The following is a 24,462-nucleotide window of genomic DNA, read 5'->3' as shown; positions in this document are numbered from 1 at the left end:
GTCAGCCCTCCACCGTCGCGTCGGAGAGGTTCTTCGCGTCGATGATCTGGGCACCGGTGTCGACGCCGGAGATCTTCGTGCCCTTCTTCAGGAAGTCGGCGAGCACCTTCACCGCCTGGTAGCCCTGCTCCGACGGGTTCTGACTGATCGTGAAGGTCACCACGCCCTGGGTGATGAACTCGGCGGTCTGCGGGAGGAGGTCGAAGCCGACCATGGTGATCGTGCCCGCGTTGCCGGACTGCTGGACCCACTTGGCCGCGGCCGTCGTGCTGCAGCAGTCGAGGCCGGCGATGGCGACGACGCCCGACTGGCCCGACATGGTCGAGTCGACCGTGTTGTAGGCGGCGTTCGGCTCGTTGCCGACGTTGACCGGGCCGACGACCTCGAGACCCGAACCCTCCATGCCCTTCTTGAATCCGCCGAAGCGGTCGTTCGACCAGCCGGCGCCCGTGTCGAGGGAGAAGACGACGACCTTGCCGGACGCCGTGTCGCCGAGGGCGGTGCGCAGCTGCTTCGCCTCGGAGGTCCCGGACGCGGCGAGGTCCTGTCCGACGAAGCCCATCTGCTTCGAGCCGGGGTTGTCGGTGTTGAACGAGATGATCGGGATGCCCGCCTCATAGGCCTGCGCGATGACCGGCTTCAAGGCGTCGCTGCTGGCGGACGAGACCGCGAGCCCGTCGACCGCCTGCTGCTGGATGAGCGTCTGCAGCTCGGCGACCTGCTTCGCGGCGTCGCCACCGGTCGGGCCGATCAGCTGCACGTCGGCGCCGAGCTCCGTGCCGGCCTTCTCCATCCCTTCGCGGATCGGGGTCGCGAACGCGAGCGACGGGTCGTGGTAGCTGAGCTTGATGCGCAGCTTCTCACCGCCGTCGACGCGCTTCTGGATGTACTCGGCGAGGTGGAAGCCGCCGGAGGCGTCGGCGGCGTTGCCGTTGGTGATCGCGCCGCAGCCGGCGGCGGTCAGCGCGACCGTCGTGGCGACGGCGGCGGCCGTCAGCACGCGGCGGGTGAGGGTGCGGAAAGACATCAGTACTCCTTCGTGTGTGATGTGCTCGGGTGGTGCATGCGGGTGGTGCGCGGGCGCGGCATCGATGCCGCGGCGGTCACGCGCGCGTCTTGCGCTTGCGCTGCCAGGTGTCGGCGGCCACGGCCGCGACGATGACGAGACCGGTGACGACCGTCTGCCAGAAGGACGAGATCCCGTTGATGTTGAGGATGTTCTGCAGGATGCCGATGAAGAGCACGCCGATGACGGTGCCCCACATCGTGCCGGAGCCGCCGAAGAGGGCCGCGCCGCCGATGATGACCGCGGAGATCACCGTCAGCTCGAGGCCGGTGCCGGTCACGCCCTGCACGTAGCTGAGGAACGACAGACCGAGCACGCCGGCGACGGCCGCCGTGAATCCGGAGAGGACGAACGCCGTCAACTTGACCACGCCGACGTTGATGCCGACGAGCCGAGCGGCCTCCTTGTTGCCGCCGACGGCATAGGTGTTGAAGCCGAGCCGCGAGCGGGAGAGCAGGACGACGCCGAGCACGATGATCGCGGCGAAGACGATGAGCTGCATCGGGACGACGCCGAAGAGGCGCCCCTGGCCCAGCAGGTTGAAGTCGGCGACGCCGGCCTGTGAGGTGCTGAGCGAGATCGGCTTGCCGTCGGAGATGAGGAGCGCGACTCCGCGGAAGACGCTCAGGCTGCCGAGGGTGACGATGAACGAGGGGACGCCGAGCAGCACCACGGCCAGTCCGTTCACCAGCCCGGCGACGACTCCGACGGCCAGGCCGATCAGGATCGCGAGCGGCCAGGCGACGCCGCCGGCGATCGCCATGCCGGTCGCGATCGCCGAGAGCGCGTAGATCGAGCCGACGGAGAGGTCGATCTCGCCGTTGATGATCACGAAGGTCGCGCCGACGGCCATGATGCCGATCTGCGAGACCTGCTGGCCCACCGAGAGCAGGTTGCCCGCCTGGAGGAAGCTCGGCGAGAGCACGGTGCCGAGCACGACGAGCAGCACGAGCGCGGCGAACACGCCTGCCTCGCGGGCGTGGAGGAGCTTGCGGAAGTCCGGTGCGCTGCGTCGCGCGGGGACGGTGGTGGCGGTCATCGGGTGGGTCCAATCGAGCCGGGGGTCGGGAGGGAGGGGAGGGCCGGGAGCTGCGCCGCGGTCGGGAGGGCGGGGACGACGCCCTCCGCCGCGACCGTGTGGGCTCCCGCGTGGGCGGCGTACGCGGCGGCATCGGCGAGCGACGCGCCCGCCGCGACCGCGACAGCCAGGGCGGCGGTGAACGAGTCGCCCGCACCGGTCGTGTCGACGACGGCGACGGGAGGCACGGGCGCGATCTCGCGCTCCCCCTCCGCGTCGGCCAGGAGCGCGCCGGCCGCGCCGCGGGTGAGGAGGACGGACCCGCCGGTGCGGGCGCGGAGAGCGGTGACGAGCTCGTGCTCGGTCGCCCCGTCGCCGGGCTCGCGGCCGAGCAGCACCGGCGCCTCCGTCTGGTTGGGGGTGATGATGTCGATGAGCACCCACGCCTCGTCGGGCAGGGCGCGGGCGGGCGCCGGGTTGAGCAGGGTGGTCGTTCCGACCTCCCGGGCCGTCCGCAACGCGTGCACGACCGCGGCCAGCGGGATCTCCATCGAGACGACGAGGATGTCCGCCGCGGCGATCTCGTCGCGGAAGCCGTCGACTGCGGCGGCGTCGAGCTCGTCGAGCGCACCGGGTGCGATCGCGATGCGGTTCTCACCGCTCGGCTCGACCAGGATGAAGCCGACCATCGTCGCGCCGGCGCCGGTCAGCGTCTTGCTCGCGTCGACACCCTCGCGGGCCCAGAGTTCACGGGCCGCGCGACCGAAGTCGTCGGCGCCGACGGCGGTGAGGAGCGAGACCTCCGCGCCCAGCCGGGCGGCGGCGACGGCCTGATTCGAGCCCTTGCCTCCCGGCCCGGAGTCGAAGACGCCTCCGCTGACCGTCTCACCGGCCTCCGGCGAGCGCGGGACCCGCATGGTGAGGCCCGCTCCGTAGCTTCCGACCACAGCGATCTTCATCGATTCGAGTACTTCCTTGTACGTGGACAACTATGAACATGAGCAGTGTATGTCCATAGTTGTCCACTCGTCAACCGAAGCTGCACGCACGGTGCACGAAGAGGGGCCGGTCACGCTGAACACGTCAGCGGGGCCGGCCCCGGGAAGCCGAGGATCGGGCGCGGCCCCTACCCCTCCACCACCTGCTTGAGCTGCCGCAGCCCCTTCTCGAAGTCGGGGCCGACCAGCTTCTCGACGTTGAAGAGCCGGGTCATGAGCGTGCGGGGGCCCTCCATCCGCCAGATCACGCGGGTGCCGTCGCCCTCGGGGGTCAGCACGAAGCGGATGGCGTTGGTGGAGCGGAACGGCTTGGTGAAGTCGAGCGCGATGCCGACCCCGTCCGGGTCGACGGCCGTGACCTCCATGCGGCCTGCTCCGGCCTTGCGGTTGCCCGACCAGGCGTAGCTCGACCCGACCGTTCCCGGCTCGCCGGAGTACTCGCGGTGGAGGTCGGGGTCGAGCCCCTCCCACGGCGACCAGTCGATCCAGCCCGGGAGGTCCGCGAGGCGGCGCTGCAGTTCTTCGGGGGTCGCGGCGATGCGCTCGGTGCGCTCCACGACGGTCGTTCCGGCCATGCCGCCAGGGTAACGCCTCTGGCCCCGGAGGAGACCCCTGCGTAACGTGGGCATCCGGAGGTGCCGACCATGCCCCAGCCCACGCCCGCGTCCGCCACCGGACGGACCATGCTGCTCGACTCCGCGTCGCTGTACTTCCGCGCGTTCTACGGGGTGCCCGACACGGTGCGGTCGCCCGAGGGCGAACCGGTCAACGCGGTGCGCGGTTTCCTCGACATCATCGCGCGGCTCATCGGCGAGTTCGGGCCGGATTCCCTGGTCGCGTGCTGGGACGACGACTGGCGCCCGCGGTGGCGCGTCGACCTCATCCCGAGCTATAAGGCCCACCGGGTGGCCCGCGAAGTGCCCGGCGGGGTGGATGTCGAGGAGACTCCCGAGGCGCTCGTGCAACAGGTGCCGGTGATCCGGGAGGTGCTGGAGGCGCTCGGCCTCGCGATCGTCGGCGCCGCGCAGCACGAGGCGGACGACGTGATCGGCACCCTCGCCTCCCGAGGCGACGGCCCGGTGGATGTCGTGACCGGTGACCGGGACCTGTTCCAGCTGGTGGACGACGCGCACGACGTGCGGGTGATCTACACGGCGCGCGGGATGAGCAACCTCGAGGTGCTCACCGACGCGGTCGTGTCGGGCAAGTACGGCGTGCGGCCCGACCAGTACGCCGACTTCGCGGCCATGCGCGGCGACACGTCCGACGGCCTCCCGGGCGTTGGGGGCGTCGGGGAGAAGACCGCGGCAGCACTCCTGGCCGAGTACGACTCGCTCGACGGCATCCGCGCCGCGGCGGCCGACGACTCCAGCCCGATGAAGCCGGGGGTCCGCGCCCGCTTCGCGGCGGCGACGGATTATCTGGATGTCGCGCCGCGCGTCGTCGAGGTCGTGCGCGACCTCGACCTGCCCGACGTGGATGCGCGGCTGCGCCGGCCGAGCGCGAAGCAGCGCGAGACCCTCGACGCACTCGCCGCCCGCTGGGGCCTCGGCGGCTCGCTCGACCGCCTCCTCGCGGCCCTCCCCGACTGAGACAACTGCCGAGTACGCGGAAAGTACGGCTCGAACCGCCGAGTACGCAGACAATTCGCGTACTCGGCCGTCGGCCGGTCAGACGCGGTCGGGCTCCCAGCGCCAGAGCTCGCGCTGGGCGAGCAGGGCCAGCTCGCGGAGCACGTCGAGGTCGAGCTCGCCGGTCTCGGCGTCGCGCGGCTTGCGCCCGAATACGCAGAGCGCGCCGATGCGCGTGCCGTCCGGCGCCTCCACGGGGTAGCCGGCGTAGTACCGCAGGTGGGCGGGACCGGTCACCACGGGGCTCGACGCGAAGCGCTCGTCGAGCTCGGCGTCGGCGACGACCAGGCCGTCGGCGGAGGCGATCGTGTACTGGCAGGCGGACTCCTCGAGCGGGAACTCACGCGTCGCCGTGCCCACGGCGGCGATCGCCCACTCCTTCTCGGCGTCGAGGATGGTGAACATGGCGATCTCGGTGCCGAGCGTGCGCTGCGCCGTGCCCACCAGCCCGTCGAGGCGGGCATCCCGGCCCCGCTCGGCCAGGCGCAGACGCTCGATGGCCTCCACCCGCTCCGCAGCGGTCCGCGACGAGGGAGGCGTGCTCCCGCGCGGCTCGACGAGCGCGGGCACGAGCACGTCGGCGATCCGCCTCGCCCAGAACAAGTAGTCCGCGGGCCCGCGGTGCCGAGCGGATTCGGCATGCGGCGGAGCCGGGAGCGGCACGAACAGCGCACCCTCCTCCCGGCACACGCGCTCCGCCACGAGATTCATACGCTCGGCGTGCTCCTGGGCGATCCGGGTCGGTCCCGCGTCGTCGGGGTCGAACGAGCGGATCGGCTGGGCGCCGAGCCACACCACCGCGCCGCCGGCCCCGCGCGCGGCCCGAACGTCCCTCAGCAGCGCGCGAACCCGCTCGCCCCACCGCTCCGGGTCGGGCAGTCGCAGCGAGTCGGCGAGCGTCGCGCTCAGCACGACCACCTCGTAGCGCTCCGGCCCCGCCGCCGCGACCAGCGACCGCAGCCTGCGCACGCCGGCCGAGGGATGCGCGACGACGTCGACGACGGCCCCGCGCCCGGTCGACGACCCGATCGCCCGGGCCAGCGCGCCGGGCAGTGCGAGGTCGTAGCTCGCGACACCCCAGCCGACGACCGGCCCCGAGCCCGCCAGCAGCACGCGCACGTTGCGCCGTCCCGCGGCGAATCCCTGCGGTGCGTCCGCCGGCCGCGCCAACCCGCTGCGCACGCCGACGACCCGCAGCAGCTGCGCCCGGGTCAGGAGGCGACGCCCCAGCGTCACACGTTCGGCATCCACTCGGTTGACGGTATCCCGGCATACGTCCGCGGACTAGCGGCGGCTCGCCGGGTCACCCGGAATGTGTGAGGACTGCTGCAGAACCACCCCTACGGCAGGATGTGCCCCGCCGCTCGGAACAGCCGGTACCACTCCTCGCGGGTCAGGGGCAGGTCGGAGCCGGCGGCGGCGTCGCGGACGCGCTGCGCGTTGGTGGTGCCGAGCACGACCTGGATGCCGGCGGGGTGGCGGGTGATCCAGGCGGTGGCGATCGCGGTCGGGGTGACGCCGTAGGAGGCGGCCAGCTCGTCGATCACGTCGTTCAACTCGGCGAAGTGCTCGCGGTCGCCCAGGAAGACGCCGTCGAAGAAGCCCTTCTGGAACGGCGACCAGGCCTGGAGGGTGATGTCGTGCAGGCGTGCGTGGTCGAGGATGCCGTTGTCGCGGTCGATCGACTGCGGGAGGCCGGCCATGTTTGCGGCGACGCCCTGCGCGATGAGGGGGGCGTGCGTGATGCTCAGCTGCACCTGGTTGGCGACGATCGGCTGCGAGACGTACCGGCGCAGGAGGTCGATCTGGCCGGGCGTGTGGTTGGAGACGCCGAACGCGCGCACCTTGCCGGCCGCCTGCAGCTCGTCGAACGCGGCGGCGACCTCCTCGGGCTCGACCAGGGTGTCGGGGCGGTGCAGCAGCAGGAGGTCGAGGTAGTCGGTCCGCAGGGCGGCGAGGGACTCGTCGACGGTGGCGAGGATGTGCTCGCGCGAGAAGTCGAAGTAGCCGTCGCGGATGCCGACCTTGGACTGGATGACGACCTGGTCGCGCTCGGCGGCCGGGATCGCGCCGGCGTCGCCGAAGCGACGCTCGCTCCCGTGCCGCTCCTCGCCGTAGATGTCGGCGTGGTCGAACACCGTGACGCCCTCGTCGCGAGCGGTGCGCACCAGGGTGCGGATCTCCTCGTCGGACAGGGGTTCGATGCGCATGAGGCCGAGGACGATGGTGGACGCGTCGACGGCGACGCCGGGGAAGCTGAAGGTTCGCATGCCTCCCATCCTCCTCCCGTCAACCCCCTCCTCCTGCGAGACGACCCGGTCTACCGTTCGAACCACGGGAGAAGAATGCCCGCGGATCAACAGGAGGAAGCCATGACGATGACACCCGAGATGCAGCTCGCCGTTGAGGACTTCCGCACCGAGACCGCCCTGGGCGCCCGCCCGTCGCCGGCCCGTCCGCGGTACATCGTCCACGCGCTGGGCCGGGATTTCCGGGTGAGCGACGAGATGGCGCAGATCTTCGTGCGCCAGGTCGAGCGCGTCGCGGTGGAAGACAGCTCCGCCCTCGTGGTGCTGCGGCACGAGGAGGGCGTCGAGCTCCTGATGGTGACGGACGACAACTCGTTCAGCATCCGGACCCTGCCGTAAGTCCGGACGACGACCGCCGCGCGTCGTACCCTCGGAGGGTGACGGATGCGGGCGATGAGGAGGCGGTGGCGGCTCTCCGGGCGGTGATCGCCGAGGTCGCAGCGATGCTGCGGGAGGCCGGTGCCCGCGAGGAGGCGCTCGCCACCTACGAGGATCGGCAGCGCAAGCTCCTGATCATGCGCGAGCCGGTGCTGCGACCCGCTGGACGGGTGTGGCGGCTCGGCGTCCTGCTGCTCGACGCCGACGGCGGCCTCCACGCGACGGGGTCGATCGTGCGCGCCACCGAGCCGGGGCGGACCCAGTACGTCTCGGTGTCGGCCGAGACCCGGCGCGCCTACCGCGCCGCAGCCGAACGCGGTCACTTCCGTGACGGCGAGACGGTGAACTTCGACGCGGAGCCTGTGGCGCTGGACGTCGGGAGTCTGCGGGAGGCCGCCGAGACCGGCCGTGGCCCGCTGTTCCTGCGCGAGGGGCGCGTGCTGGTGCGCTGGAGCGCGGCCGTCGCGGACGCGGACGCCCGCGACGCCGTCGGCTACCTGAGGGAGCGGGCCGACCTGCTGGCCCACCCGCCCCAGGGCGCCTGATGCTCAGTTCGCCGTCGCGGCCCCGCCGCTCTTCTTGCCGGTGATGTCGTCGATCTTGGAGGCCGCCTTGTCGGTGGCTTTGCCGACCGCGTCGCCGACGGTCTCGCCGATGTCGGAGGCGGCACGGGACGCGAAGTCCTTCACGTCGTCCTTGACCTGCTGCACCGGTGCGGATCCGGTGAAGTCCCGCACCCGCTTGCGCATGTCGTCGTAGGCGCCCCGGCCCGCGCGCGAACCGACGACGAACCCGACAGCGACCCCTGCTACGAAGATGAGTAGTTTCATGTCGCGAACGGTACGCGCGCCTGGCGGGAGGCGACAGGGGGCGGATCGGAGCAGAATGGCCCGCGTGAAGGACCTGAGCCTGGACCCGGAGCGGGCCGCACGGATCGTCGTGCTGGTCGAGGGCGCCAGCGACCGTGCCGCGGTGCACGCGGCCGCCGCCGTGCTCGGCCGCGACCTCGCCGCCGAGGGCACGGCCGTGGTCCCGATGGGCGGCGCGATGAGCATCCGCCGGTACGTGGAGGCGCTCGGGATGGGCGGGTCGACGGATGCCGGGGCCACCGGTCCCGAACTGCGCGGCCTGTGCGATGCGGCCGAGCGCCCGTTCTACGAGCGTGCCGGGCTGCCGGAGGCATCGATCGCGGTCTGCCGGCCCGATCTGGAAGGCGAGCTGATCGACGCCCTCGGCCTCGCCGCGGTGGAGGAGGTGCTGGCGCGGGCGGACGATCTGCGGCTGTTCCGCACCTTCCAGAACCAGCCGGCGCAGCGCGGGCGGCCCGCGGAGGCGCAGCTGCACCGGTTCTTCGGCACGACCTCCGGTCGCAAGGAGCAGTACGGGCGGCTGCTGACCGCAGCACTCGCGCCCGACCGCCTCCCGACGCCGCTGCTGGCCGTGCTGCGGGCGCCGCGCCTCGCATAGGGTGGAGCGCATGTCTGCGCTCGACGACCGCCTCGCCACCATCTTCGCCGCCCGCGACCGGGCCGACATGGCCCCGACGATCGCGGCCTTCCTGGAGGTGCTCGCCGAGCATCCCGACGACGCGCACGTGCTCTACGAGGTCGGCGGGTCGTACGACACCGCGGGCGAGGAGGAGACGGCCGCCGGGTACTACGAGCGCGCGCTCGATCGGGGCCTCACCGGCGAGACGCTGCGCAAGTGCCTGCTGCAGTACGGCAGCACGTTACGCAACCTCGGCCGGTTCGAGGAGTCGCTCGCGGTGCTCGACCGCGCCCGTGCCGAGTTCCCCGATTCGGAGTCGGTGCAGACCTGGCACGCGCTCTCCCTCCACGCCGCCGGGCGCAGCGATGCCGCGGTCGCGGAGCTGATGGAGCTGGCCGCCGACCGCATCCGCACGCCCGACCTGCTGCGCTACGAGGCGGCGCTGCGCGGCAACGCGGAGTACCTGCGGTCGGTCGACCGCCAGCAGCACCCGGTCGCGTAGCTCGCTATCCCGGCTCCGCCACCGCGAGCCGGAACCGCTCGGGCGCGCGCTCGCCGTGCAGCGCGAGCCGGGCGAGCACGTCTCCCAGCGCCGGGCCGAACTTGAAGCCGTGGCCCGAGAAGCCGGTCGCAACGGTCACGGGGCCGACCCGGTCGAGCACGAAGTCGGAGTCGGGGGTCGAGTCGTACAGGCAGCTGATCGCGTCGGGGCGTGACGCATCCACGCCGGGCACCCATTCGGCGACGTAGCGCTGCAGTCGCCCCAGCCGCACCGGGTCGATCGTGCGGTCGCGGTCGTCGGGGTCGACGACCGGCCCGTACCCGTGGGCGCCGACCTTCACTCCCTCGCCCGGGGTGAGCAGGCCGTAGACGCTCGGCGTCTCCGGGTCGAGGGGATGGTGCACGAAGCTGGGCCACAGGCTCTCGTCGTCCGCCGGGCCGGGGAGCAGCGGGAAGTGGGCGGGCTGCTCCTCCGTGACCCGCACATCCGGCAGGGCAGCGCCGTGGTGTGAGAGCCAGTCGCCCGCGAGCGTGGGGGTCCACGACCCGGCCGCGACGACCAGCCGCGCCGCGCGGTGCTCGCCGTCTGCGGTGGTGACGACGACGCCGTCGCCGTCGGAGTCGATGCCTGTGACGCGCACGCCGAAGCGCAGTTCGGCTCCGGCCGCCTCGGCGGTGTCGAGCAGGGCCTCGATCGCGGCGTCGGCGCGCAGCCTCCCGCCGCCCGGACTGAACAGCACGTCGTCCTCGAACTTCAGTCCCGGCCAGCGCTCGGCCGCCTCGGCACCCCGCAGCCGCTCCGACGGGAGGTCCTCGGCGGTCATCGCCGCGGCGATCGCATCCAGGGCCTTCGGATCGCCGTGATCGAGCGCCCCGGTGCGGTCGAACACCGTGCGGCCGCACTGCTTCTCCAGCCGCTCCCACCCGGCGGCGGCGCGCACCGTGAGCTGCACGTAGTCGGCGGTGTCGTAGCCGTAGCGGAAGATGCGGCTGGCGCCGTGGGAGGAGCCGCGGTCGTGCCCGCGCTCGAACGCCTCCAGGAGCAGGACGCGGGAGCCGGCCTCGGCAAGCGAACGCGCGGCGGCGGCGCCGACGACGCCGGCCCCGATGACGATGGTGTCGACGGTCATGCCGTCACGTTAGCCGCCGCGCCTGGCAGCGCGGCGGCAGCGTTACGCCGCCTTTCGCCGGCAGCGGCGACGGCAACGGCAACGGTCAGCGCGCGCTGTCCGCCGGTGCGCCCTCGCGCGTGATGATCGCGGCATCCCCGTCCTCGTCCAGCTTCACGCGCAGCGGCTTGCGGAAGGCCCGGGTCAGCACCAGGAGGGTGATGATGCCGATGGCCAGCCAGACGACCCCGTACTCGAGCGCGTCGAGGTGGAGGTTGGCCCAGAGCACGCCGGTGAGCACCATCCCGATGCCCGGGAGGACGATGTTGCGCACGATCTGCGACGCACCATGCCGCTCCTTGCGGCGAAACGCGAAGTGGATGATGACCGTCGCGTTCACCACCGTGAAGGCGACGAGCGCGCCGAAATTGATCATCGAGGAGACGAACTCGAGCGTGAAGGCGGCGGCGAGCAGCGAGACCACGCCGACGAGGATCACGGCCGTCGACGGGGTGCGGAAACGCGGGTGCACGTACGAGAGGAAGCGGGAGAGGCGACCGCTGCCGTTGCGCGCCATGACGAAGATCATCCGCGAGACGCTGGCGTGCGAGGCGAGGCTCGACGCCACCGCCGCCGCGACCGCCGCCGAGATGAAGAGGATCTGGAAGAGCATGCCGCCCGTCTTGAGCGCGATCTCGGGCAGGGTGTCGTCGGTGAAGTGGAAGCCGGCCATGGTGGGGAACCGCGACTGCGCGAACCATGCGGCGACGAAGAAGATCGTGCCCCCGATCAGCAGCGCGAGCACGATCGCGCGCGGCACGGTGCGCGCATCCTTCGCCTCCTCCGTGTACATCGTGATCGCGTCGAACCCGATGAAGGAGAAGCACACGACCGTCGCCCCGCCGATCACGGCGGTCAGCTGCACGCCCGAATGGAAGAGCGGGGTGAGGCTGAAGGCCGTCCCGTTTCCCGACCCGGAGTTCAGTGCCGCCCAGGTGAGAGCGACGAACACGCCGATCAGCACGATCTGGAACGCGACGAGCACGCCGTTGAGCTTCGAGGTCGACGACATGCTGAAGAGGTTCATGGCCGTGATGGCGGCGACGTAGCCGACCACCCAGATCCATCCGGGGACCTGCGGGAAGAACGACTCCAGGTACAGCCGCACGATGAGCGCGTTGACCAGCGGCAGCAGGAGGTAGTCCAGGAGGGACGACCAGCCGACCAGGAAGCCGACGTTGGGGTGGATGGTCTCGGAGGCGTAGGTGTACGCCGACCCCGCCGACGGGTAGACGCGCGTCATGCGGCCGTAGCTGAGGGCGGTGAACACCATCGCGACGAGGGCGAACAGGTAGGCCGACGGCACGACGCCGTTCGTCTCGCCGGTGACGATGCCGAACGTGTCGAACACGGTCATCGGCGTCATATACCCCAGCCCGAGCCCGACGATCGCCCAGAGCCCGAGGGACCGGCGCAGCGAGGTGGGTGAGGTGATGGCGGGCACGCGAGCTCCTTCGCTCAGTCGACGAGACGAGTCATCGTACGCACGGCCGGCGGCGGACGTCGAATCGTGATTCGACTGATCGCATTGCGAAATCCGCCGTCTACGACCGAAAACGCAGCGATTCGGCGATTTCGCGGCGGATTCCGCCTGTGAGAATTCTCAGCCTCGGGGGCGCCCGGAGGGATGCGAACGCCCCGCCACCCGGACCGCGACCGCGACCAGCACGACCAACGCCGCGGCCGCGAAGGCCGCGACGGCGACGGGGGCCGACGGCAGCGCGCCGTTCAGCCGCGAGACGCCGATCCACGCCAGGCCCCACGCCGAGGCGACCGCCGGCGCGAATCGCCCGCGATCCCAGACGGCGAGCGCGCAGCACACCACCGCGACGACCGCGACGACGACCAGTCCCCACGCGTGCGGGCTCCAGCCGAAGCCGTCGAAGCCGGCCTGCGTCAGACCGGCCGCGATGTTCGCGACCGTCGCGACCATGACCCAGCCGAGATAGAGGCCGGTGGTGCCGTCGAAGAGGATGGCGTCCGCCATCGTGCCGCCCGGGTAGACCCGCAAGCGGGCGAACGTCACGATCAGCACGACCAGGAGGGCCGCGATCACAGCGACGCTCAGCGCGAGGAGCCCGGCCTGCACCGACAGGATCCACGCGGCGTTCAAGAGCAGGGAGGCGACCATCCAGTAGCCGACGCGGCGCTGCCGTTCGCGGCCGGCCTGCGACGGGAGCGCCTGCCAGATCGCGTAAAGCACGAGCCCCGCGTAGATGACCGACCAGATGGCGAACGCCGGGCCGGCGGGGGCGAGCAGGGTCGCGTCGGCGCTCAGCGCACCGCCGGCGACCTCGGGGATAGGCGTGCCGCCGACCAGTCCCGAGCCGACGACAGCGCCCGCGAGGGCGGCGACGGCCGAGGCGATGACGACGATCTGCCGGACGCGGTCGGCTGCGACGGGACGGATCGCCGTTCGGGCGGGATCCCCGGTCAGAGTGCTCATGCGCGTCACGGTAGACCGGTGGCCCGGTGCGGAAAAGGGTGCGCGCTGAGACGTGTCAAGGTAACCTTGACACGATGACAGCAGAACGGGATGCGGTCGACGCCCTCGCCGACGCGGTGCGGAGCATGACCGTGCACGCGGACGGCACCGCCGACCGCGCGCACGCGCTCGACCTGGTCGCCCGCGCGGTGACCGTGCGCGAGCGCGCCGACGCCACCCTGGCCGCGCTGGTCGACGCCGCGCGCGACGCCGGTGCGACCTGGCAGGACATCGGCCGCACGCTCGGCACCAGCCGGCAGGCGGCCTTCCAGCGCTTCGGGCATCCCGTGGATCCGCGGACAGGAGAACCCATGGACACGACACCTCTGACCGGCGCCGCCGAGCTGGCGACGGAGATCTTCGGTGAGCTGGCGGCCGCCCGCTACGACGCGGTCACGGCGCGCTTCGACGAACGGATGGCGGACGCCCTGGACTCCGCCGGATTGGGCGCCGTGTGGGCGCAGGTCGCGAGCGCGGTCGGCGCGTTCGAGGGCACCGGCGAGCCGACGTCGCGCCGACTCGGCGACCTGACGGTCGTGGATGTGCCGCTGCGCTTCGAGGCGGGCGACCTGATCGGGCGCGTCTCGCTGCATCCCGACCGCCGGGTGGGCGGTCTGTTCGTCCTCGACCCGGCCCAGCTTCAGGACGCCTCGGGAGGCACCGCATGACCGCCGCCGCCGCGGTGGAGCCCGTGGACGAGACCGTGCGCCCCGACCGGCCGGCCCGCGTGCCGTGGCCTGCCGTCGCCGCGTACATCGTGGTCGCCTTCGGGCTGGCCTGGCTGGTGGCTCTGCCGCTCTGGCTCGACGGCGGTCTGCGCAATCCGTTCGCCCCGCTCATCCTGATCGCGATGATGTTCACGCCCACGATCGGCGCGCTGGTCGCGGTCTTCCTGGTGCAGCGGCCCCGGCCGCGCTCCGTGCCGGAGTACCTCGGGATGTGGCCGCTGCGTCCGGCGTGGCGGCTCATCGGCCTGTCGCTCGCGGGCATCTTCGGCTCCATCGCGATTTCGGTCGCGGCGGTGTTCCTGGCGGCGGCGGTCGGCGCGGTGCAGCTCGATCTGACGGGATTCTCGGGATTCGCCGAACTGCTGCACACGCAGCTCGCGGCGTCGGGCATGGAGCAGCAGTTGCCCGTCCCGGTCGGCGTACTGGTGGCCGTGCAACTGCTCACGATCCCGTTCGCCGCGCTGTTCAACGGGTTCGCGACGGTCGGCGAGGAGCTCGGCTGGCGCGGGTGGCTGCTCCCGAGCCTCCGCCCGCTCGGCACGTGGCCGGCACTGCTCGTGACCGGCGCGCTGTGGGGCCTCTGGCACAGCCCGCTCATCCTGCTCGGCTACAACTTCGCCGAGCCCAACCTGCTCGGCGTGCTGCTCATGACCGTGGGATGCATGGCGTACGGCGTACTCATCGGCTGGCTGCGCTTGCGCTCCGGCTCGGTCTGGCCCGCGGTCTTCGCGCACGGCGCCTTCAACGCGTCGGCGGGCATCGGTGCGCTGCTGCTGGCCGTGGGCTCGCCCGCCTCGCCGTTCGCGCTCCTCCCGCTCGGCTGGACGGGCTGGGTCGTGTGCACGGTCATCGCGGTCGTGCTGGTGCTCTGCGGCCAGTTCCGCCGTCAGCCCACTCTGGTCAGGAAGACGCCGCTGCCCGCGCGATGACGAGGGTGGAGCCGCGCTCGTCGTCCTGCTCGACGGCGGCGGCGAGCCCGGCCGCCTCGAAGAGCGCCGCGCTCACGGGCGCCTGCTCGTCGCTCGCCTCGATGAGCAGCACACCGCCGGGCGTCAGCCAATCCGCCGCCTCCGCGGCGATCCGGCGGTGGACGTCCAGACCGTCACCACCGCCGTCGAGCGCGACAGCGGGCTCGTGGTCGCGCGCCTCCGGAGGCATGCGGGGGATCTCGCGGGTCGGCACATAGGGCGCGTTGACCGCGATCACGTCGAACGTGCCACGCAGGGCGCCGGGCAGCGCCGAGAAGAGGTCCCCCTCGAACACGCGGCCGTCCGGCCCCAGGTTGGCGCGGGCGCATCGCACCGCAGCCGGCTCGATGTCCGCCGCGAACAGGCGGACGCCCGGTACGCGCTGCAGGACCACCGCTCCGATGGCGCCGACCCCGCAGCACAGGTCGAGCACCGTCGCGCCCGGCCGGGCCGCCGCCTCCTGCGCCGCCCGCTCGGCGAGCAACTCGGTCCGGTGGCGGGGGACGAAGACGCCCGGCTCGACCCGCAGCCGCATCCCGGCGAACTCGGCCCAGCCGAGCAGCGGCTCGAGCGGCTCGCCGGCGACACGGCGGGCGGCCAGCCGTTCCAGCTCCACCTGCGAGCCGGCGGCGGCCTCCGTCAGCAGCGCCGCCTCGTCCTCCGCGAAGACGCAGCCCGCGGCCCGGAGGCGCGCGACGAGCGCAGGGTCGGGATCGGGCGGGGTGGAGGGGGCGATCACCCCGTCATGCTAGCTGCGGCGGCTCAGTACGGCGTCGACGCCAGCAGCCGGGCGACGTGCGCAGCGTTCTTCGCCACGCTCGCGTTCGTGCTGGCCGTGCTCTCAGGCGTCTCGTCGAGGTCCTTGTAGTCCACGGTCTGCATCGCCTCCCCGTTCCAATAGGTCGCTCCCTGCGACGGGATGGTGAAGCCCACGTCGTTCAGCCCCTGGAAGAGATCGGCGATGATGGCGTGCGCGCCGTCCTCGTTGCCCACGACGCCGACGATCGCGACCTTGCCCTCCACGAGCGGACGCCCGTCGGCGTCGGTCTCCGACAGCTCGGCGTCCAGGCGCTCCAGCACGCGCTGGGCGATCGACGAGAGGTGCCCCATCCACGTCGGGGTCACGATCACCAGGATGTCGGAGGCGATGACCTGCTCCCGGATCTGCGGCCACTGGTCGCCGTCGCCCTCGTCGAGCGAGACGCCGGGCTTGATGTCGTAGTCGGCCAGGCGCACGGCCGTGCCGGTGACGCCGTGCGTGGTGAGCTCGTCGAGGAGCTGGGTGGCGAGGAGCTGACTGCTCGACTCCGCCGGGGACGGCTTGAGCGTGCAGACGAGGGCCAGGGCGGACAGGGGTCGTGTGCGATCGGTCATACCCTGCACGCAACCCTCTGGACGACCCGCGCGCAACCCGCTTGACAGCCCCACCCGGGATGGACGATCGGTGATGATGCAGAACTGCACTGGCGAAACATCCCACGCCGCGTACTATCGGCCGGGACCCCATCCGACGAGAGACGGAAAGCGAGCGGGAGAGGCATGCAGGTGTTCCACGTCTACATCGACGACCTCCGCTTCACGTTCGTTGACCGCGCGCCGGTCGACGAGCTCAAAGAGCGGGTCGTGCAGGCGAGCCGGAGCGACGGTGACTTCGTCGCCATCACCCAGTCGAGCCGCCCGCCGACCGAGTTGTTCGTGACGTGTCAGACGCGCGTGCGCATCGAGACGGCGACCATCCCGCGCGAGACCGCCGCCGATCACGCCTCCGGCGAGGACGAGGACGACGCCTTCTGGTTCGACTTCGACTCCCTCTCCTGATGCCCCGGGTCTGACGATGTCCCTCTGGCTCGAGACGTCCCCGGCCATCCCCACCGATCCGTTCGAGTGGGACGGCCGCTACGACACGGTCGTGGTGGGGGCCGGGCTCACGGGGCTCGCGACCGCCGTGATGCTGGCGCGAGCGGGAGGCCGCGTCGCGGTGCTCGAGGCGCGCACCGTCGGCGCCGTCACGACCGGGAACACCACCGGAAAGGTGAGCCTGCTGCAGGGCACGACCCTCGCGGGCATCCGCCGCCGCACCTCCGACCGTGTGCTCTGCGCCTACGTCGACGGGAACACCGCCGGTCAGGGGTGGCTGCTCGACTTCCTCGACGCGCAGGGCGTCCCGTATGAGATGCGCGACGCCGTGACGTACGCGACCAGCGCCGACGGCGTCGACCAGTTGGAGGCCGAACTCGCGGCACTGCAAGCGGCCGGGCTGCCCGCCGGCCGGACGCCGAGCGCGCCCGAGCTGCCGTTCGCGGTCGCGGGCGCACTGACGCTCGGCGGGCAGGCGCAGGTGCACCCGATGCTCGTGCTCGCCGCGCTCGCGGCCGAGCTCCGCCGCCTCGGCGGTCGCGTCGTCGAGGGCGAGCGCGTCACGGCCATCTCCGCTTCCGCGCCGGCCGTCATCACCAGCACCTCGGGCCGCACGCAGGCGGACCAGGTGGTGCTCGCGACGGGCACGCCCATCCTGGACCGTGGCCTCTACTTCGCGAAGACCGCCGCCGAACGTTCGTACGTCGCCGCCTTCCGGGTGCCCGGCGACATCCCGCAGGCGATGTACCTCTCGGCCGAGACGCCGGCGCGTTCCTTGCGCCAGGCGGCCGACGCCCAGGGCGACGTGTTGCTGGTCGGCGGCAACGGTCATCCGGTCGGCCGCGCGGACTCCCCCGCGCAGCGGCTCGCGGAGCTCACGGCGTGGGCCGAGGAGCGGTTCCCTGGCGCCGAGCGCACGCAGTGGTGGGCGGCGCAGGACTACCGCTCCGCGAACCACGTGCCGTTCGTCGGCTGGCTGCCTCGCGGGCGCGGCCGCGTCTTCCTCGCCACCGGCTACGCCAAGTGGGGCATGACGAACGCCGTCGCGGCCGCGCTCAGCCTGGCGGCCGACCTCACCGGCGAGACGCTCGAGTGGGCGCGCGTGCTCCACCACCGGGTGACGCGCCCGGGCGACCTCGCCGAGGGCGTCGCGATGAACGCGTCCGTCGGCGCGTCGGCCGCCGCAGGCTGGACGGGCGCCGCCACCGCCCCCGAGCTCGTCGACGTCCCCGCGCCTCCGGAGGGGAATGGAAGAGTCGTCCGGCACGGCATGGCGCCCGCCGGGATCTCGACCGTCGACGGGGTCACCTGCGCCGTCGCTGCGGTCTGCCCGCACCTCGGCGGAGTCGTGCGCTGGAACGACGCCGAGCTCTCCTGGGACTGCCCGCTGCACGGCTCCCGCTTCGCCCCCGACGGCTCCGTGCTCGAGGGGCCGGCCACCGAGCCGCTCGCCCCGGTGCCGTCTCCGCTGGCCCACGCGGACGAGGGCGAGGATCCGCCGACCCGCGTGGAAGGCTAGTCAGACCTGTCCATCCCGCAGTAGGGTCGCGGCATGACAATTCCGAACGACGAGAACACGCCGCACGAGCCGGCCGGCGCCCCCGCCGGGTCGGACGCCGCACCGCCGGTCCCGCCCGTCCCCCCGGCTCCGCCGGTTCCGGACGCCGCACCGGCCGCATCGCCCGAGCCGCCCGCGGCCCCGGTCGAGCCCCCCGCGCCGCCGGCCGCTCCGGCCGCGCCTGCTGCCCCCGCCGCCGACCTGCCGCCGGCGCCGCCCGCCTTCCCGGCGTACGGCGCGACACCGGGTGCTCCGGCCGTCGCCCCGAGTGCGCCGCCGAGCACCGTCAACACGGCGTTCTGGCTGTTCATCGCCTCGGCGGTCGTCAGCGTCATCAGCGGCATCATCACCATCGTGTCGATCGGCAGCACGCGTCAGGAGGCGCTCGACACCCTCCAGCGCAACGGCACCGACCTGCGCGGCCTGGACGCGAACCAGGTCATCGACGCCACCATCGCGGCCGTCACGATCTGGACCATCGTCACCCTGATCTTCTGGGCGGTCGTCTTCGTGCTGTTCGCGTTCTTCGCCCGTCGCGGCGCCGGCTGGGCCCGGATCGTCCTGACGATCCTCACGGCGCTCTCGTTGCTGAACATCCTGACGAGCTTCGGCGTCGGCGCCCTCCAGGTCGTCCTGTCGATCGTCGGTGTGGTGCTGCTCTGGCTGCGCCCCTCGAGCGACTACTTCGCCGCCGTCAAGGCGGCCAAGGCGCCCCGCGCCTGATCCGTTCCCCATCGAAGGGCCGTGGCATCCGCCGCGGCCCTTCGTGGTTTCGCCCTCGTGGTTGCCGGCCTTCGCGGTTCAGGGGCTGCTGCGTCAGGCGTCCTCATCCTGCGCCGCGCGCAGATCGCGTTCGGCGGCGCGGAGGGCGGAGTGCGCCGCCGAGATGCGTTTGCGCAGGTCGCGTTCCGTCGCGCGCGACTCCGCGAGCTCCTCGGTCGTGCGTTCGAGCCGGCGCTGGAGGGTGTCGCGTTCGGCCTCCAGGTCGCTGCGACGGTCGACCTCGGTGTCGAGTTCGTCGTCGAGGCCGTCCGTCTCGGCGCGCGCCCGCTCCACCGCCTTCTCGGCGGTGCGGAGGCGTCGCTGCCGTTCGCGGCGCTCGCTCGCGCTCTCGCGCTCGGGCACGTCGGGCGTCTCGTCCGCGGCTTTCCGAGTTCGTGCGGGTCGCTCGGGCGGCGGCGCGTCCACGTCCACCGGCAGCGCGACGGCGTCGGAGACGTCCACCTGGTCGACGCCGGTGGATTCGAGCGCCCGCAGCAGCATCCCGCTGCGTACTGCGGCGGCGGCCGCCGGATCGACCACCGCTGCCTGCAGCGTCTCCTCGACCTCGCGCTCGACCGCTGCACTCAGGCCGAGACCGCGGGTCGCCTTCTGGAGCAGCCGCTGACGGTCGCGGGTCAGCTCGCGGATCGCCGCCCGGTCGCGGTCGGCGAAGGCGGCCCGCATCCGGTCGCCGATCTCGAGCACGTCCTCGACGGTGTCGGGATGCTCGCGCACCAGCGCGTTGATCGCCGCCGCGGAGGCGGTCGGTTTGCGGAAGGCGCGGATCTCCTTCGCCAGGTCGCGGTCGGCCCCCGCGGCGGCAGCGCTGCGACGCTCGACGAACTCGGCGGGCGCAGCGGCGTAGAGCTCGCCGGCGACCTCCCGCAGATCCATGCCGCGAGCATACGCGCTGCGCGCCCACGGCCCGCGGCTCAGTGGTTGCGGAGCTCCTCGATCAGCGCCGCTTTGTTCTTCTTCGAGTAGCCGCTGAGGCCGAGCTCCTTCGCCCGCTTCTTGAGCTCCGGCACGGTCCAGTCGTCGTACGAACCCGATTCGCCGCCCTTGCGGCCGACCGACGAGCGCCCGCGAGCGGCGGCGGCGTTCGAGATCCGCGCCGCCTTCTCCTTCGAGTCGCCCTCGTCGCGCAGCTTCTCGTACAGCTTCTCGTCCTTCAGCTGGGGCTGTCCCGGCATGATGCGCTCCCTCCGTGCATCCGGTCTCCGTGAGTGGATCTGTGGCGCACGGTACCCCGCAGCGTCGCGCGCGTCAGGGGGTCGGTGTTCTGGGAGTCAGGCCGGCCCGCACCTGGTCGAGAAGCGCCGCGGCGACGGTGTCGAACGGCTCGAGGTCGTGTGTCGCTCGGCTGAGGATCACCCCGCCCTCCGCCGCCGCGAGCAGCAGGGTGGCCGTGCGCTGCGCCGTCGCGGGCGGCATGCCGCCACGCGTCAGGAGCTCGGCGAGATGGCCGCGCCACACCGTGAATGCCACGGCGGCACGCTCGCGGAGCACCTCGGTGTCGGCGTCCACCGTCACCGCGACCAGCGCGCAACCCGCCTCGAATCCGGAGCGCGTCAGGAGCAGCCGCCACGCGTCGAGGAACAGCTCGGCGACCCGGTCGGCCGGCTCCCCCGCACGCTGGTCGAGCAGGGTGACCGCGTTCTCGGCCGAGCGGTCGACCGCGGCGGCGATGAGCTCGTCCTTGCCGCCGGGGAAGTGGTGGTAGATCGAGCCGCGCGGAGCTCCCGTCAGCTCCAGCACCTCCGAGAACGAGGTCCCGGCGAGGCCGCGGGTCGCGAGCAGCCGGATGGCGCCGTCGACCATGCGCGAACGGACGTCTGCGGTCACGGGCGTGCTCCATTCCGACGGGAGGCCTTGACTATGACGACCGTCATAATCTACCGTCTATGCACATCATCATAGTTTTGACAGGAGCAGCCACCATGCCCATGATCGATGTCTACGCCCCCACCACTCTCTTCCCCGCCGACGCGGACGAGCGACTCGTCGACGAGCTCACCCACGCCGTCCTCCGCGCGGAGGGCGTCGCCCAGCCTGGCGCGTTCCACCTGGACAACACGGCGGCATTCATCCACCGCCTCCCGACGACCGCCCTCGGCACCGCGGCGACCCCCTCGGCCCCGATCGTGCGCGTGCAGATCGTGACCCCGCCCGGCTCCCTGAACCGCGAGGGACAGCGCACCATCACCCGGGAGGCGACCGACATCGTCCGCGCGGCCGCCGGCAGCGACGTGCGCACCTGGGTCATCCTCACCGAGGCGGTCGAGGGCGGCTGGGGCATCCAGGGCACCGCGTTCGGCGTGGAGGAGTTCACCGCGCTCGCGAAGGCGGCGGCTGCGGCGGCCGCGGGCAGCTGACCCGCATACGGAGACGAAGGGCCGCCCGGTCGTTCGACCGGGCGGCCCTCTGTACGCGAGCGAAGGCTACTCCTGCGACGAGCCCTCGGTCGCGGCTCGGGTCGCCGTGCGGCGGCGCCATGCGGCGAGCAGGAGCGCGGCGAGGCCTGCCAGGAGCACACCGGAGGCGATGCCGAACGGCAGCGTCACCGACGACCCCGTGCTGGCGAGCGCGTCGGCGCCCGTGCCTGCCGGCCCCGTCTCCGGGTCCGTCGCGCCCGGTGCGGAGACGAGCGTCAGTGCACCCCAACCGATCAGGACACCCTGCGCGTCGACGATCGCCAGCTTGTGCGCGCCCAGCGCCGCGTCCGCCGGGATCGTGACGCTGAAGGCTCCGCCGTCGACGACGGCCGCGGCGAGCGGGCGCGGGGTCGAGAAGAGCACCGGGGTGACCGTCTCGCCCTCGTTGACTCCGCCCAGGAGGGTCACGTGCACCACGCCGCCCGGGACGGCGGTCGCCGGCAGGCGCACCGGGCCGCGGGTCGCGTCGGTCAGGTCGGCCTCGGTGATCGGGTCCGGACCCGGGATGACCGGCGTGGTGAGAGTGGAGGCGCACGTCGCGCACGTCGCGCCGAGCGCACCGGCCGCGGCCGTCGCCGCGAGGGTGCCGCCCGAGGAGGTCTTCGCGACCACGGCGGTGAAGGTGACCGTCGCCGTTCCGCCGGTGGCGGTGTCGGGGACGCTCCAGGTGAGCGTCGTGCCGCTCAGCGAAAGCCCGGCCGGGAGGGACGACGTGTCGATCGTCGCGTCGTCGAGCACGTCGGCGAGGTCGACCGTCGCGGTCGCACCGATCAGCGCGATCTGGCCGGTGTTGGTCGCGGTCAGCGTGTAGCTGATCTCCTGCTCGGGTGCGACCTCACCGTCCACCGGGTCGGAGGCGAGGCCGAGCGTCCACGTCGACGGCCAGGCGGGCTTGTCGGCGTCGTACAGCCAGTCCTGGAAGAAGGCGCCCAGATCGCGACCCGAGAGCTCTTCGGCGAGGGCGATGAAGTCCTCGGTCGTCTTGCTCTGACCGGCGTAGCGCTGGACCCAGGTCTTCATGATGGCGTCGAACGTCGTCTGTCCGACGGACTGGCGCAGCGCCTCCAGCGTCATCGCGCCGCGGGTGTAGACCTGCCAGTCGAAGAGATCGGCCGGGTCGGTCATCGCCGCGGAAGGGATCGTCCAGCGCGCGCTCGTCGACGCCGTGGTGTTCCAGGTGTTGAACAGCGACGAGGCCGTCGTGGCGGTGCTGCCGTGGTCCTGGTTGTACTGGGTGGGGATGAAGGTGGCGGGACCCTCGTTCAGCCAGATGCTGTTCCAGTCGGCGGGCGTCACCGAGTCGCCGAACCACTGGTGCGCGAGCTCGTGGACGAAGGTGTTCAACGAGACCGATCGCTCGAAGTAGGGGCGGTCCTGAGTTTCCAGGGCGTAGCCGAGGGTGGTGATGTCGACCACGAAGCCGGTGCTGCCGCCCGGGTAGGCGCCGTACTTCGACTCGAGGTAGTTGAGGATCTCGGGGAGCGCGGCACGCCGCGTCTGGATCGTCGCCTGGTTCGCCGTGGTGACCGCCGGGTCGACGAAGGTCCACTCGTGGATGGTCCGCCCGCTCACCGTGAGCGGGATGTCCGACTCGTAGACCAGATACTTGCCGATGGTGATCATCGCCAGCTCGGTGGCCATGGGACGGGTCTGCCGCCAGTGCCACGACGTTCGGGTGCCGTCGCCGTTGGGCGTTCTGGCGACCAGCTCACCGTTGCTGACGGCAGCGGCGGAGACGCCGTCGATCGTCGTGGGGGCGTCGATCGTGATGTCGTAGGTCGACTTATCGGCGGGGGTGTTGTTGCTGGGCAACCAGGTCATGTTGCCGACCGGCTGGCCGAGCGCGGTCGCGCCGTCGGAGGTGGAAACCCATCCTTCGCTCGATCCGTCAGGATCCACGTGGGTGACCGGCGTGCCCGCATAGGCGACAGCGACGGTGAAGTCTCCCGTGATCGTCGCCGCCGGCGTGACGACGAGCTTGTACGACGTGATGCTCGGATCGCTCGTCCTGCTGAACGTCGCAGGGGTCCCGTTGACGAGCACCGACGAGACGGTCAGCCCCTCGAAGTCGAGCGAGAACGAGGAGAGCGCCTGGGTGGCCGTGGCGGTGATCACCGTCGTGGCGGTGATCGTCTTGTCGGCGTTGAACGCGAGCGCGACGTCGTAGTGCTTGACGTCGTAGCCGCCGTTGCCGATGCCGCGGAAGAGCGAGTCTCCGATCGTCGTCGCGCCGGGCGTGCCGTCAGCGGCGACGGCCGGGGTGCTGAGCGCGATCTGGCTCGCGCCGATCAGAGCGGCGGCGAGGACGGCGGCGAGCGGGCGCGCCAGCCGTCGGCGAGGTGAGGTGTTCCGGGGTTCCAACGGTGATCCTCCAGGGATGCTTCGTCCGACTGCACGTTCGGCGAGCGCGCAGGTATGGCAGAGGTACAGAGCGCTTGTGGCGGAGTTTCATTGCGAGCAATCTCGCTTTCACGCACGGGTGTTGCATGTGCGCGTGAACATTCGGTGAATCACACCATAACGGACGTTTGTTTCGAACGTGAGTCTTTTCTCACGAAGGAGTCGGCGCGACCGCCGGGCCGCTGCACCTGGTCCGCTCAGCGCCGGGACATCACGTACACCCGCGCGAGGAGCGCACCGATCAGGCCGAAGGGCAGCCCCACCCAGATGAGGACGGACGACGGCACCACGAGCTGGCCGAAGATGCCGCCGATGAAGACGAGGCCGCAGGCGCCGATCACCCAGAGAATCCAGGGACGCATACTCATCGGTCGCGCGCCGGTCAGTCGGGCAGGTGCGCTTCGAGCTGGTCCTCGGACATGACGACCATGCCGCCGGTGCGCTGGGAGGTGTGCATGAGCGCCTCCAGCCACTGCGAATTGATGGCAGGCGGGCGGCTGCCGCTGAACTGGAACGCCAGCGGGACCTCGCGGCTGATCCAGAGGGAGATGCGGCCGGAGCCCTGCTCGACAGGCACATCCCAGTTCAGGAGGAAGCTCTCGTGCCTCCGGAGTTTTGCGACCACCGCGAGCTTGACGTGGCTCAGCACGCGGTCATCCAGGTCGTATTCCTGACCTGCACCGTAGACGAGTTTTCCCATGATGGTCTTAG

General features: G+C 71.9%; 29 protein-coding genes. 11 read left to right on the top strand and 18 right to left on the bottom strand.

The genetic code is table 11. The features are described from left to right. Position 1 precedes the first annotated feature (1 nt). The 4 genes from FHX33_RS12340 to FHX33_RS12325 form a co-directional block, all read right to left on the bottom strand. Positions 2-1,027: a substrate-binding domain-containing protein gene (locus FHX33_RS12340; protein WP_021762501.1), complete on the bottom strand. Its 1,026-nt coding sequence runs from the start codon at positions 1,025-1,027 to the stop codon at positions 2-4. A gap of 76 nt (positions 1,028-1,103) precedes the next feature. Continuing rightward, the gene (locus tag FHX33_RS12335; protein WP_021762500.1) at positions 1,104-2,105 is read right to left on the bottom strand and encodes an ABC transporter permease; all 1,002 of its coding nucleotides are present in this window, start codon (positions 2,103-2,105) and stop codon (positions 1,104-1,106) included. Then, the gene (locus tag FHX33_RS12330; protein WP_183428571.1) at positions 2,102-3,043 is read right to left on the bottom strand and encodes a ribokinase; all 942 of its coding nucleotides are present in this window, start codon (positions 3,041-3,043) and stop codon (positions 2,102-2,104) included. The genes FHX33_RS12335 and FHX33_RS12330 overlap by 4 nt, the downstream gene beginning before the upstream one ends. A gap of 167 nt (positions 3,044-3,210) precedes the next feature. Further along, positions 3,211-3,657 (bottom strand): SRPBCC family protein, encoded by a 447-nt coding sequence (locus tag FHX33_RS12325; protein WP_021764899.1) that lies wholly within the window; start codon positions 3,655-3,657, stop codon positions 3,211-3,213. A 108-nt stretch (positions 3,658-3,765) separates the two neighbouring features. On the opposite strand from FHX33_RS12325, the gene FHX33_RS12320 reads away from it, so the two are divergent. After that, complete coding sequence (locus tag FHX33_RS12320) at positions 3,766-4,674, top strand: 5'-3' exonuclease (protein ID WP_039923631.1); 909 nt, start codon at positions 3,766-3,768, stop codon at positions 4,672-4,674. A gap of 78 nt (positions 4,675-4,752) precedes the next feature. Here the strand turns inward: FHX33_RS12320 and FHX33_RS12315 are convergent, their stop codons facing one another. Both FHX33_RS12315 and FHX33_RS12310 read right to left on the bottom strand, forming a co-directional pair. Then, positions 4,753-5,964 (bottom strand): GDSL-type esterase/lipase family protein, encoded by a 1,212-nt coding sequence (locus FHX33_RS12315; RefSeq protein WP_183428570.1) that lies wholly within the window; start codon positions 5,962-5,964, stop codon positions 4,753-4,755. A gap of 89 nt (positions 5,965-6,053) precedes the next feature. Next, a complete protein-coding gene (locus tag FHX33_RS12310; protein ID WP_039921144.1) occupies positions 6,054-6,983 on the bottom strand; it encodes an aldo/keto reductase in 930 nt (309 codons plus the stop codon). 102 nt (positions 6,984-7,085) lie between these two features. Here FHX33_RS12310 and FHX33_RS12305 point away from each other — a divergent pair, with 102 nt between their 5' ends. Both FHX33_RS12305 and FHX33_RS12300 read left to right on the top strand, forming a co-directional pair. Beyond that, a complete protein-coding gene (locus FHX33_RS12305) occupies positions 7,086-7,361 on the top strand; it encodes a hypothetical protein (RefSeq protein ID WP_039921146.1) in 276 nt (91 codons plus the stop codon). Between the two features lie 38 nt (positions 7,362-7,399). Further along, positions 7,400-7,945 carry a hypothetical protein gene (locus FHX33_RS12300; RefSeq protein WP_179700796.1) on the top strand — a complete coding sequence of 182 codons (546 nt, stop codon included), beginning with the start codon at positions 7,400-7,402 and terminating at the stop codon, positions 7,943-7,945. A gap of 3 nt (positions 7,946-7,948) precedes the next feature. Here the strand turns inward: FHX33_RS12300 and FHX33_RS12295 are convergent, their stop codons facing one another. Beyond that, positions 7,949-8,230: a hypothetical protein gene (locus tag FHX33_RS12295; protein WP_021756272.1), complete on the bottom strand. Its 282-nt coding sequence runs from the start codon at positions 8,228-8,230 to the stop codon at positions 7,949-7,951. Between the two features lie 64 nt (positions 8,231-8,294). Here FHX33_RS12295 and FHX33_RS12290 point away from each other — a divergent pair, with 64 nt between their 5' ends. Together FHX33_RS12290 and FHX33_RS12285 are read left to right on the top strand one after the other, a co-directional pair. Continuing rightward, positions 8,295-8,867, top strand: a complete 573-nt coding sequence (locus FHX33_RS12290) for a TOPRIM nucleotidyl transferase/hydrolase domain-containing protein (RefSeq protein ID WP_338092029.1) — start codon at positions 8,295-8,297, stop codon at positions 8,865-8,867. Positions 8,868-8,877: 10 nt separating this feature from the next. Continuing rightward, positions 8,878-9,390, top strand: coding sequence for a tetratricopeptide repeat protein (locus tag FHX33_RS12285; RefSeq protein WP_021765783.1), 513 nt, complete (start codon positions 8,878-8,880; stop codon positions 9,388-9,390). A gap of 4 nt (positions 9,391-9,394) precedes the next feature. Here FHX33_RS12285 and FHX33_RS12280 read toward each other — a convergent pair whose 3' ends face one another. The 3 genes from FHX33_RS12280 to FHX33_RS12270 all read right to left on the bottom strand — a co-directional run bounded on the left by FHX33_RS12280 (position 9,395) and on the right by FHX33_RS12270 (position 13,004). Beyond that, positions 9,395-10,519 carry an FAD-dependent oxidoreductase gene (locus FHX33_RS12280; RefSeq protein WP_183428567.1) on the bottom strand — a complete coding sequence of 375 codons (1,125 nt, stop codon included), beginning with the start codon at positions 10,517-10,519 and terminating at the stop codon, positions 9,395-9,397. An 85-nt stretch (positions 10,520-10,604) separates the two neighbouring features. Beyond that, on the bottom strand, positions 10,605-12,002 hold the full coding sequence (locus FHX33_RS12275) for an APC family permease (protein ID WP_021764472.1): 1,398 nt from the start codon (positions 12,000-12,002) through the stop codon (positions 10,605-10,607). 159 nt (positions 12,003-12,161) lie between these two features. After that, positions 12,162-13,004 carry a TspO/MBR family protein gene (locus FHX33_RS12270; RefSeq protein WP_183428565.1) on the bottom strand — a complete coding sequence of 281 codons (843 nt, stop codon included), beginning with the start codon at positions 13,002-13,004 and terminating at the stop codon, positions 12,162-12,164. A 74-nt stretch (positions 13,005-13,078) separates the two neighbouring features. On the opposite strand from FHX33_RS12270, the gene FHX33_RS12265 reads away from it, so the two are divergent. Continuing rightward, positions 13,079-13,711 carry a DUF3887 domain-containing protein gene (locus FHX33_RS12265; RefSeq protein ID WP_221209571.1) on the top strand — a complete coding sequence of 211 codons (633 nt, stop codon included), beginning with the start codon at positions 13,079-13,081 and terminating at the stop codon, positions 13,709-13,711. Next, positions 13,708-14,700, top strand: coding sequence for a CPBP family intramembrane glutamic endopeptidase (locus tag FHX33_RS12260; protein WP_021764279.1), 993 nt, complete (start codon positions 13,708-13,710; stop codon positions 14,698-14,700). The genes FHX33_RS12265 and FHX33_RS12260 overlap by 4 nt, the downstream gene beginning before the upstream one ends. On the opposite strand, the gene FHX33_RS12255 is transcribed toward FHX33_RS12260, so the two are convergent. Next, positions 14,672-15,478, bottom strand: a complete 807-nt coding sequence (locus tag FHX33_RS12255) for a putative protein N(5)-glutamine methyltransferase (RefSeq protein WP_183428564.1) — start codon at positions 15,476-15,478, stop codon at positions 14,672-14,674. The two genes, FHX33_RS12260 and FHX33_RS12255, sit on opposite strands and share 29 nt — an antisense overlap. A 23-nt stretch (positions 15,479-15,501) precedes the next feature. Beyond that, the gene (locus tag FHX33_RS12250) at positions 15,502-16,113 is read right to left on the bottom strand and encodes a flavodoxin family protein (protein WP_021763849.1); all 612 of its coding nucleotides are present in this window, start codon (positions 16,111-16,113) and stop codon (positions 15,502-15,504) included. Positions 16,114-16,278: 165 nt separating this feature from the next. On the opposite strand from FHX33_RS12250, the gene FHX33_RS12245 reads away from it, so the two are divergent. Genes FHX33_RS12245 through FHX33_RS21595 form a run of 3 tightly spaced genes read left to right on the top strand, consistent with a single transcriptional unit; the run spans position 16,279 to position 18,877 of the window. After that, a complete protein-coding gene (locus tag FHX33_RS12245) occupies positions 16,279-16,557 on the top strand; it encodes a hypothetical protein (RefSeq protein WP_021763848.1) in 279 nt (92 codons plus the stop codon). Positions 16,558-16,573: 16 nt separating this feature from the next. After that, positions 16,574-18,115: an FAD-dependent oxidoreductase gene (locus tag FHX33_RS12240; RefSeq protein WP_183428562.1), complete on the top strand. Its 1,542-nt coding sequence runs from the start codon at positions 16,574-16,576 to the stop codon at positions 18,113-18,115. A gap of 33 nt (positions 18,116-18,148) precedes the next feature. Next, the gene (locus FHX33_RS21595; protein WP_246397263.1) at positions 18,149-18,877 is read left to right on the top strand and encodes a hypothetical protein; all 729 of its coding nucleotides are present in this window, start codon (positions 18,149-18,151) and stop codon (positions 18,875-18,877) included. Positions 18,878-18,970: 93 nt separating this feature from the next. Here the strand turns inward: FHX33_RS21595 and FHX33_RS12230 are convergent, their stop codons facing one another. The 3 genes from FHX33_RS12230 to FHX33_RS12220 form a co-directional block, all read right to left on the bottom strand. Continuing rightward, positions 18,971-19,810, bottom strand: a complete 840-nt coding sequence (locus tag FHX33_RS12230) for a hypothetical protein (RefSeq protein WP_021755018.1) — start codon at positions 19,808-19,810, stop codon at positions 18,971-18,973. A 38-nt stretch (positions 19,811-19,848) separates the two neighbouring features. Next, positions 19,849-20,109, bottom strand: coding sequence for a DUF7218 family protein (locus FHX33_RS12225; protein ID WP_021755016.1), 261 nt, complete (start codon positions 20,107-20,109; stop codon positions 19,849-19,851). 73 nt (positions 20,110-20,182) lie between these two features. Continuing rightward, the gene (locus FHX33_RS12220; RefSeq protein WP_155828935.1) at positions 20,183-20,761 is read right to left on the bottom strand and encodes a TetR/AcrR family transcriptional regulator; all 579 of its coding nucleotides are present in this window, start codon (positions 20,759-20,761) and stop codon (positions 20,183-20,185) included. Positions 20,762-20,856: 95 nt separating this feature from the next. Here FHX33_RS12220 and FHX33_RS12215 point away from each other — a divergent pair, with 95 nt between their 5' ends. Then, positions 20,857-21,291, top strand: a complete 435-nt coding sequence (locus FHX33_RS12215) for a tautomerase family protein (protein WP_051336878.1) — start codon at positions 20,857-20,859, stop codon at positions 21,289-21,291. Positions 21,292-21,357: 66 nt separating this feature from the next. On the opposite strand, the gene FHX33_RS12210 is transcribed toward FHX33_RS12215, so the two are convergent. From FHX33_RS12210 to FHX33_RS12200, 3 genes are all read right to left on the bottom strand, one after another. Beyond that, complete coding sequence (locus FHX33_RS12210; RefSeq protein ID WP_021760416.1) at positions 21,358-23,712, bottom strand: M1 family metallopeptidase; 2,355 nt, start codon at positions 23,710-23,712, stop codon at positions 21,358-21,360. A gap of 236 nt (positions 23,713-23,948) precedes the next feature. Beyond that, the gene (locus FHX33_RS12205) at positions 23,949-24,113 is read right to left on the bottom strand and encodes a hypothetical protein (RefSeq protein WP_155828981.1); all 165 of its coding nucleotides are present in this window, start codon (positions 24,111-24,113) and stop codon (positions 23,949-23,951) included. Positions 24,114-24,133: 20 nt separating this feature from the next. Further along, positions 24,134-24,451 carry a DUF7882 family protein gene (locus tag FHX33_RS12200; protein ID WP_021760412.1) on the bottom strand — a complete coding sequence of 106 codons (318 nt, stop codon included), beginning with the start codon at positions 24,449-24,451 and terminating at the stop codon, positions 24,134-24,136. Positions 24,452-24,462: the final 11 nt, after the last annotated feature.

The sequence above is a fragment of the Leifsonia aquatica genome (assembly GCF_014190775.1).
GTDB lineage: Bacteria > Actinomycetota > Actinomycetes > Actinomycetales > Microbacteriaceae > Leifsonia > Leifsonia aquatica.
This window is presented reverse-complemented; position numbering and strand designations above follow the sequence as displayed.

Coding starts and splice junctions, on each gene's coding strand:
- FHX33_RS12340 (WP_021762501.1), bottom strand. CDS start 1,027: ATGTCTTTCCGCACCCTCACCCGCCGCGTGCTGACGGCCGCCGCCGTC.
- FHX33_RS12335 (WP_021762500.1), bottom strand. CDS start 2,105: ATGACCGCCACCACCGTCCCCGCGCGACGCAGCGCACCGGACTTCCGC.
- FHX33_RS12330 (WP_183428571.1), bottom strand. CDS start 3,043: ATGAAGATCGCTGTGGTCGGAAGCTACGGAGCGGGCCTCACCATGCGG.
- FHX33_RS12325 (WP_021764899.1), bottom strand. CDS start 3,657: ATGGCCGGAACGACCGTCGTGGAGCGCACCGAGCGCATCGCCGCGACC.
- FHX33_RS12320 (WP_039923631.1), top strand. CDS start 3,766: ATGCTGCTCGACTCCGCGTCGCTGTACTTCCGCGCGTTCTACGGGGTG.
- FHX33_RS12310 (WP_039921144.1), bottom strand. CDS start 6,983: ATGCGAACCTTCAGCTTCCCCGGCGTCGCCGTCGACGCGTCCACCATC.
- FHX33_RS12305 (WP_039921146.1), top strand. CDS start 7,086: ATGACGATGACACCCGAGATGCAGCTCGCCGTTGAGGACTTCCGCACC.
- FHX33_RS12295 (WP_021756272.1), bottom strand. CDS start 8,230: ATGAAACTACTCATCTTCGTAGCAGGGGTCGCTGTCGGGTTCGTCGTC.
- FHX33_RS12285 (WP_021765783.1), top strand. CDS start 8,878: ATGTCTGCGCTCGACGACCGCCTCGCCACCATCTTCGCCGCCCGCGAC.
- FHX33_RS12280 (WP_183428567.1), bottom strand. CDS start 10,519: ATGACCGTCGACACCATCGTCATCGGGGCCGGCGTCGTCGGCGCCGCC.
- FHX33_RS12270 (WP_183428565.1), bottom strand. CDS start 13,004: ATGAGCACTCTGACCGGGGATCCCGCCCGAACGGCGATCCGTCCCGTC.
- FHX33_RS12265 (WP_221209571.1), top strand. CDS start 13,079: ATGACAGCAGAACGGGATGCGGTCGACGCCCTCGCCGACGCGGTGCGG.
- FHX33_RS12260 (WP_021764279.1), top strand. CDS start 13,708: ATGACCGCCGCCGCCGCGGTGGAGCCCGTGGACGAGACCGTGCGCCCC.
- FHX33_RS12250 (WP_021763849.1), bottom strand. CDS start 16,113: ATGACCGATCGCACACGACCCCTGTCCGCCCTGGCCCTCGTCTGCACG.
- FHX33_RS12245 (WP_021763848.1), top strand. CDS start 16,279: ATGCAGGTGTTCCACGTCTACATCGACGACCTCCGCTTCACGTTCGTT.
- FHX33_RS12240 (WP_183428562.1), top strand. CDS start 16,574: ATGTCCCTCTGGCTCGAGACGTCCCCGGCCATCCCCACCGATCCGTTC.
- FHX33_RS21595 (WP_246397263.1), top strand. CDS start 18,149: ATGACAATTCCGAACGACGAGAACACGCCGCACGAGCCGGCCGGCGCC.
- FHX33_RS12230 (WP_021755018.1), bottom strand. CDS start 19,810: ATGGATCTGCGGGAGGTCGCCGGCGAGCTCTACGCCGCTGCGCCCGCC.
- FHX33_RS12225 (WP_021755016.1), bottom strand. CDS start 20,109: ATGCCGGGACAGCCCCAGCTGAAGGACGAGAAGCTGTACGAGAAGCTG.
- FHX33_RS12215 (WP_051336878.1), top strand. CDS start 20,857: ATGCCCATGATCGATGTCTACGCCCCCACCACTCTCTTCCCCGCCGAC.
- FHX33_RS12205 (WP_155828981.1), bottom strand. CDS start 24,113: ATGCGTCCCTGGATTCTCTGGGTGATCGGCGCCTGCGGCCTCGTCTTC.
- FHX33_RS12200 (WP_021760412.1), bottom strand. CDS start 24,451: ATGGGAAAACTCGTCTACGGTGCAGGTCAGGAATACGACCTGGATGAC.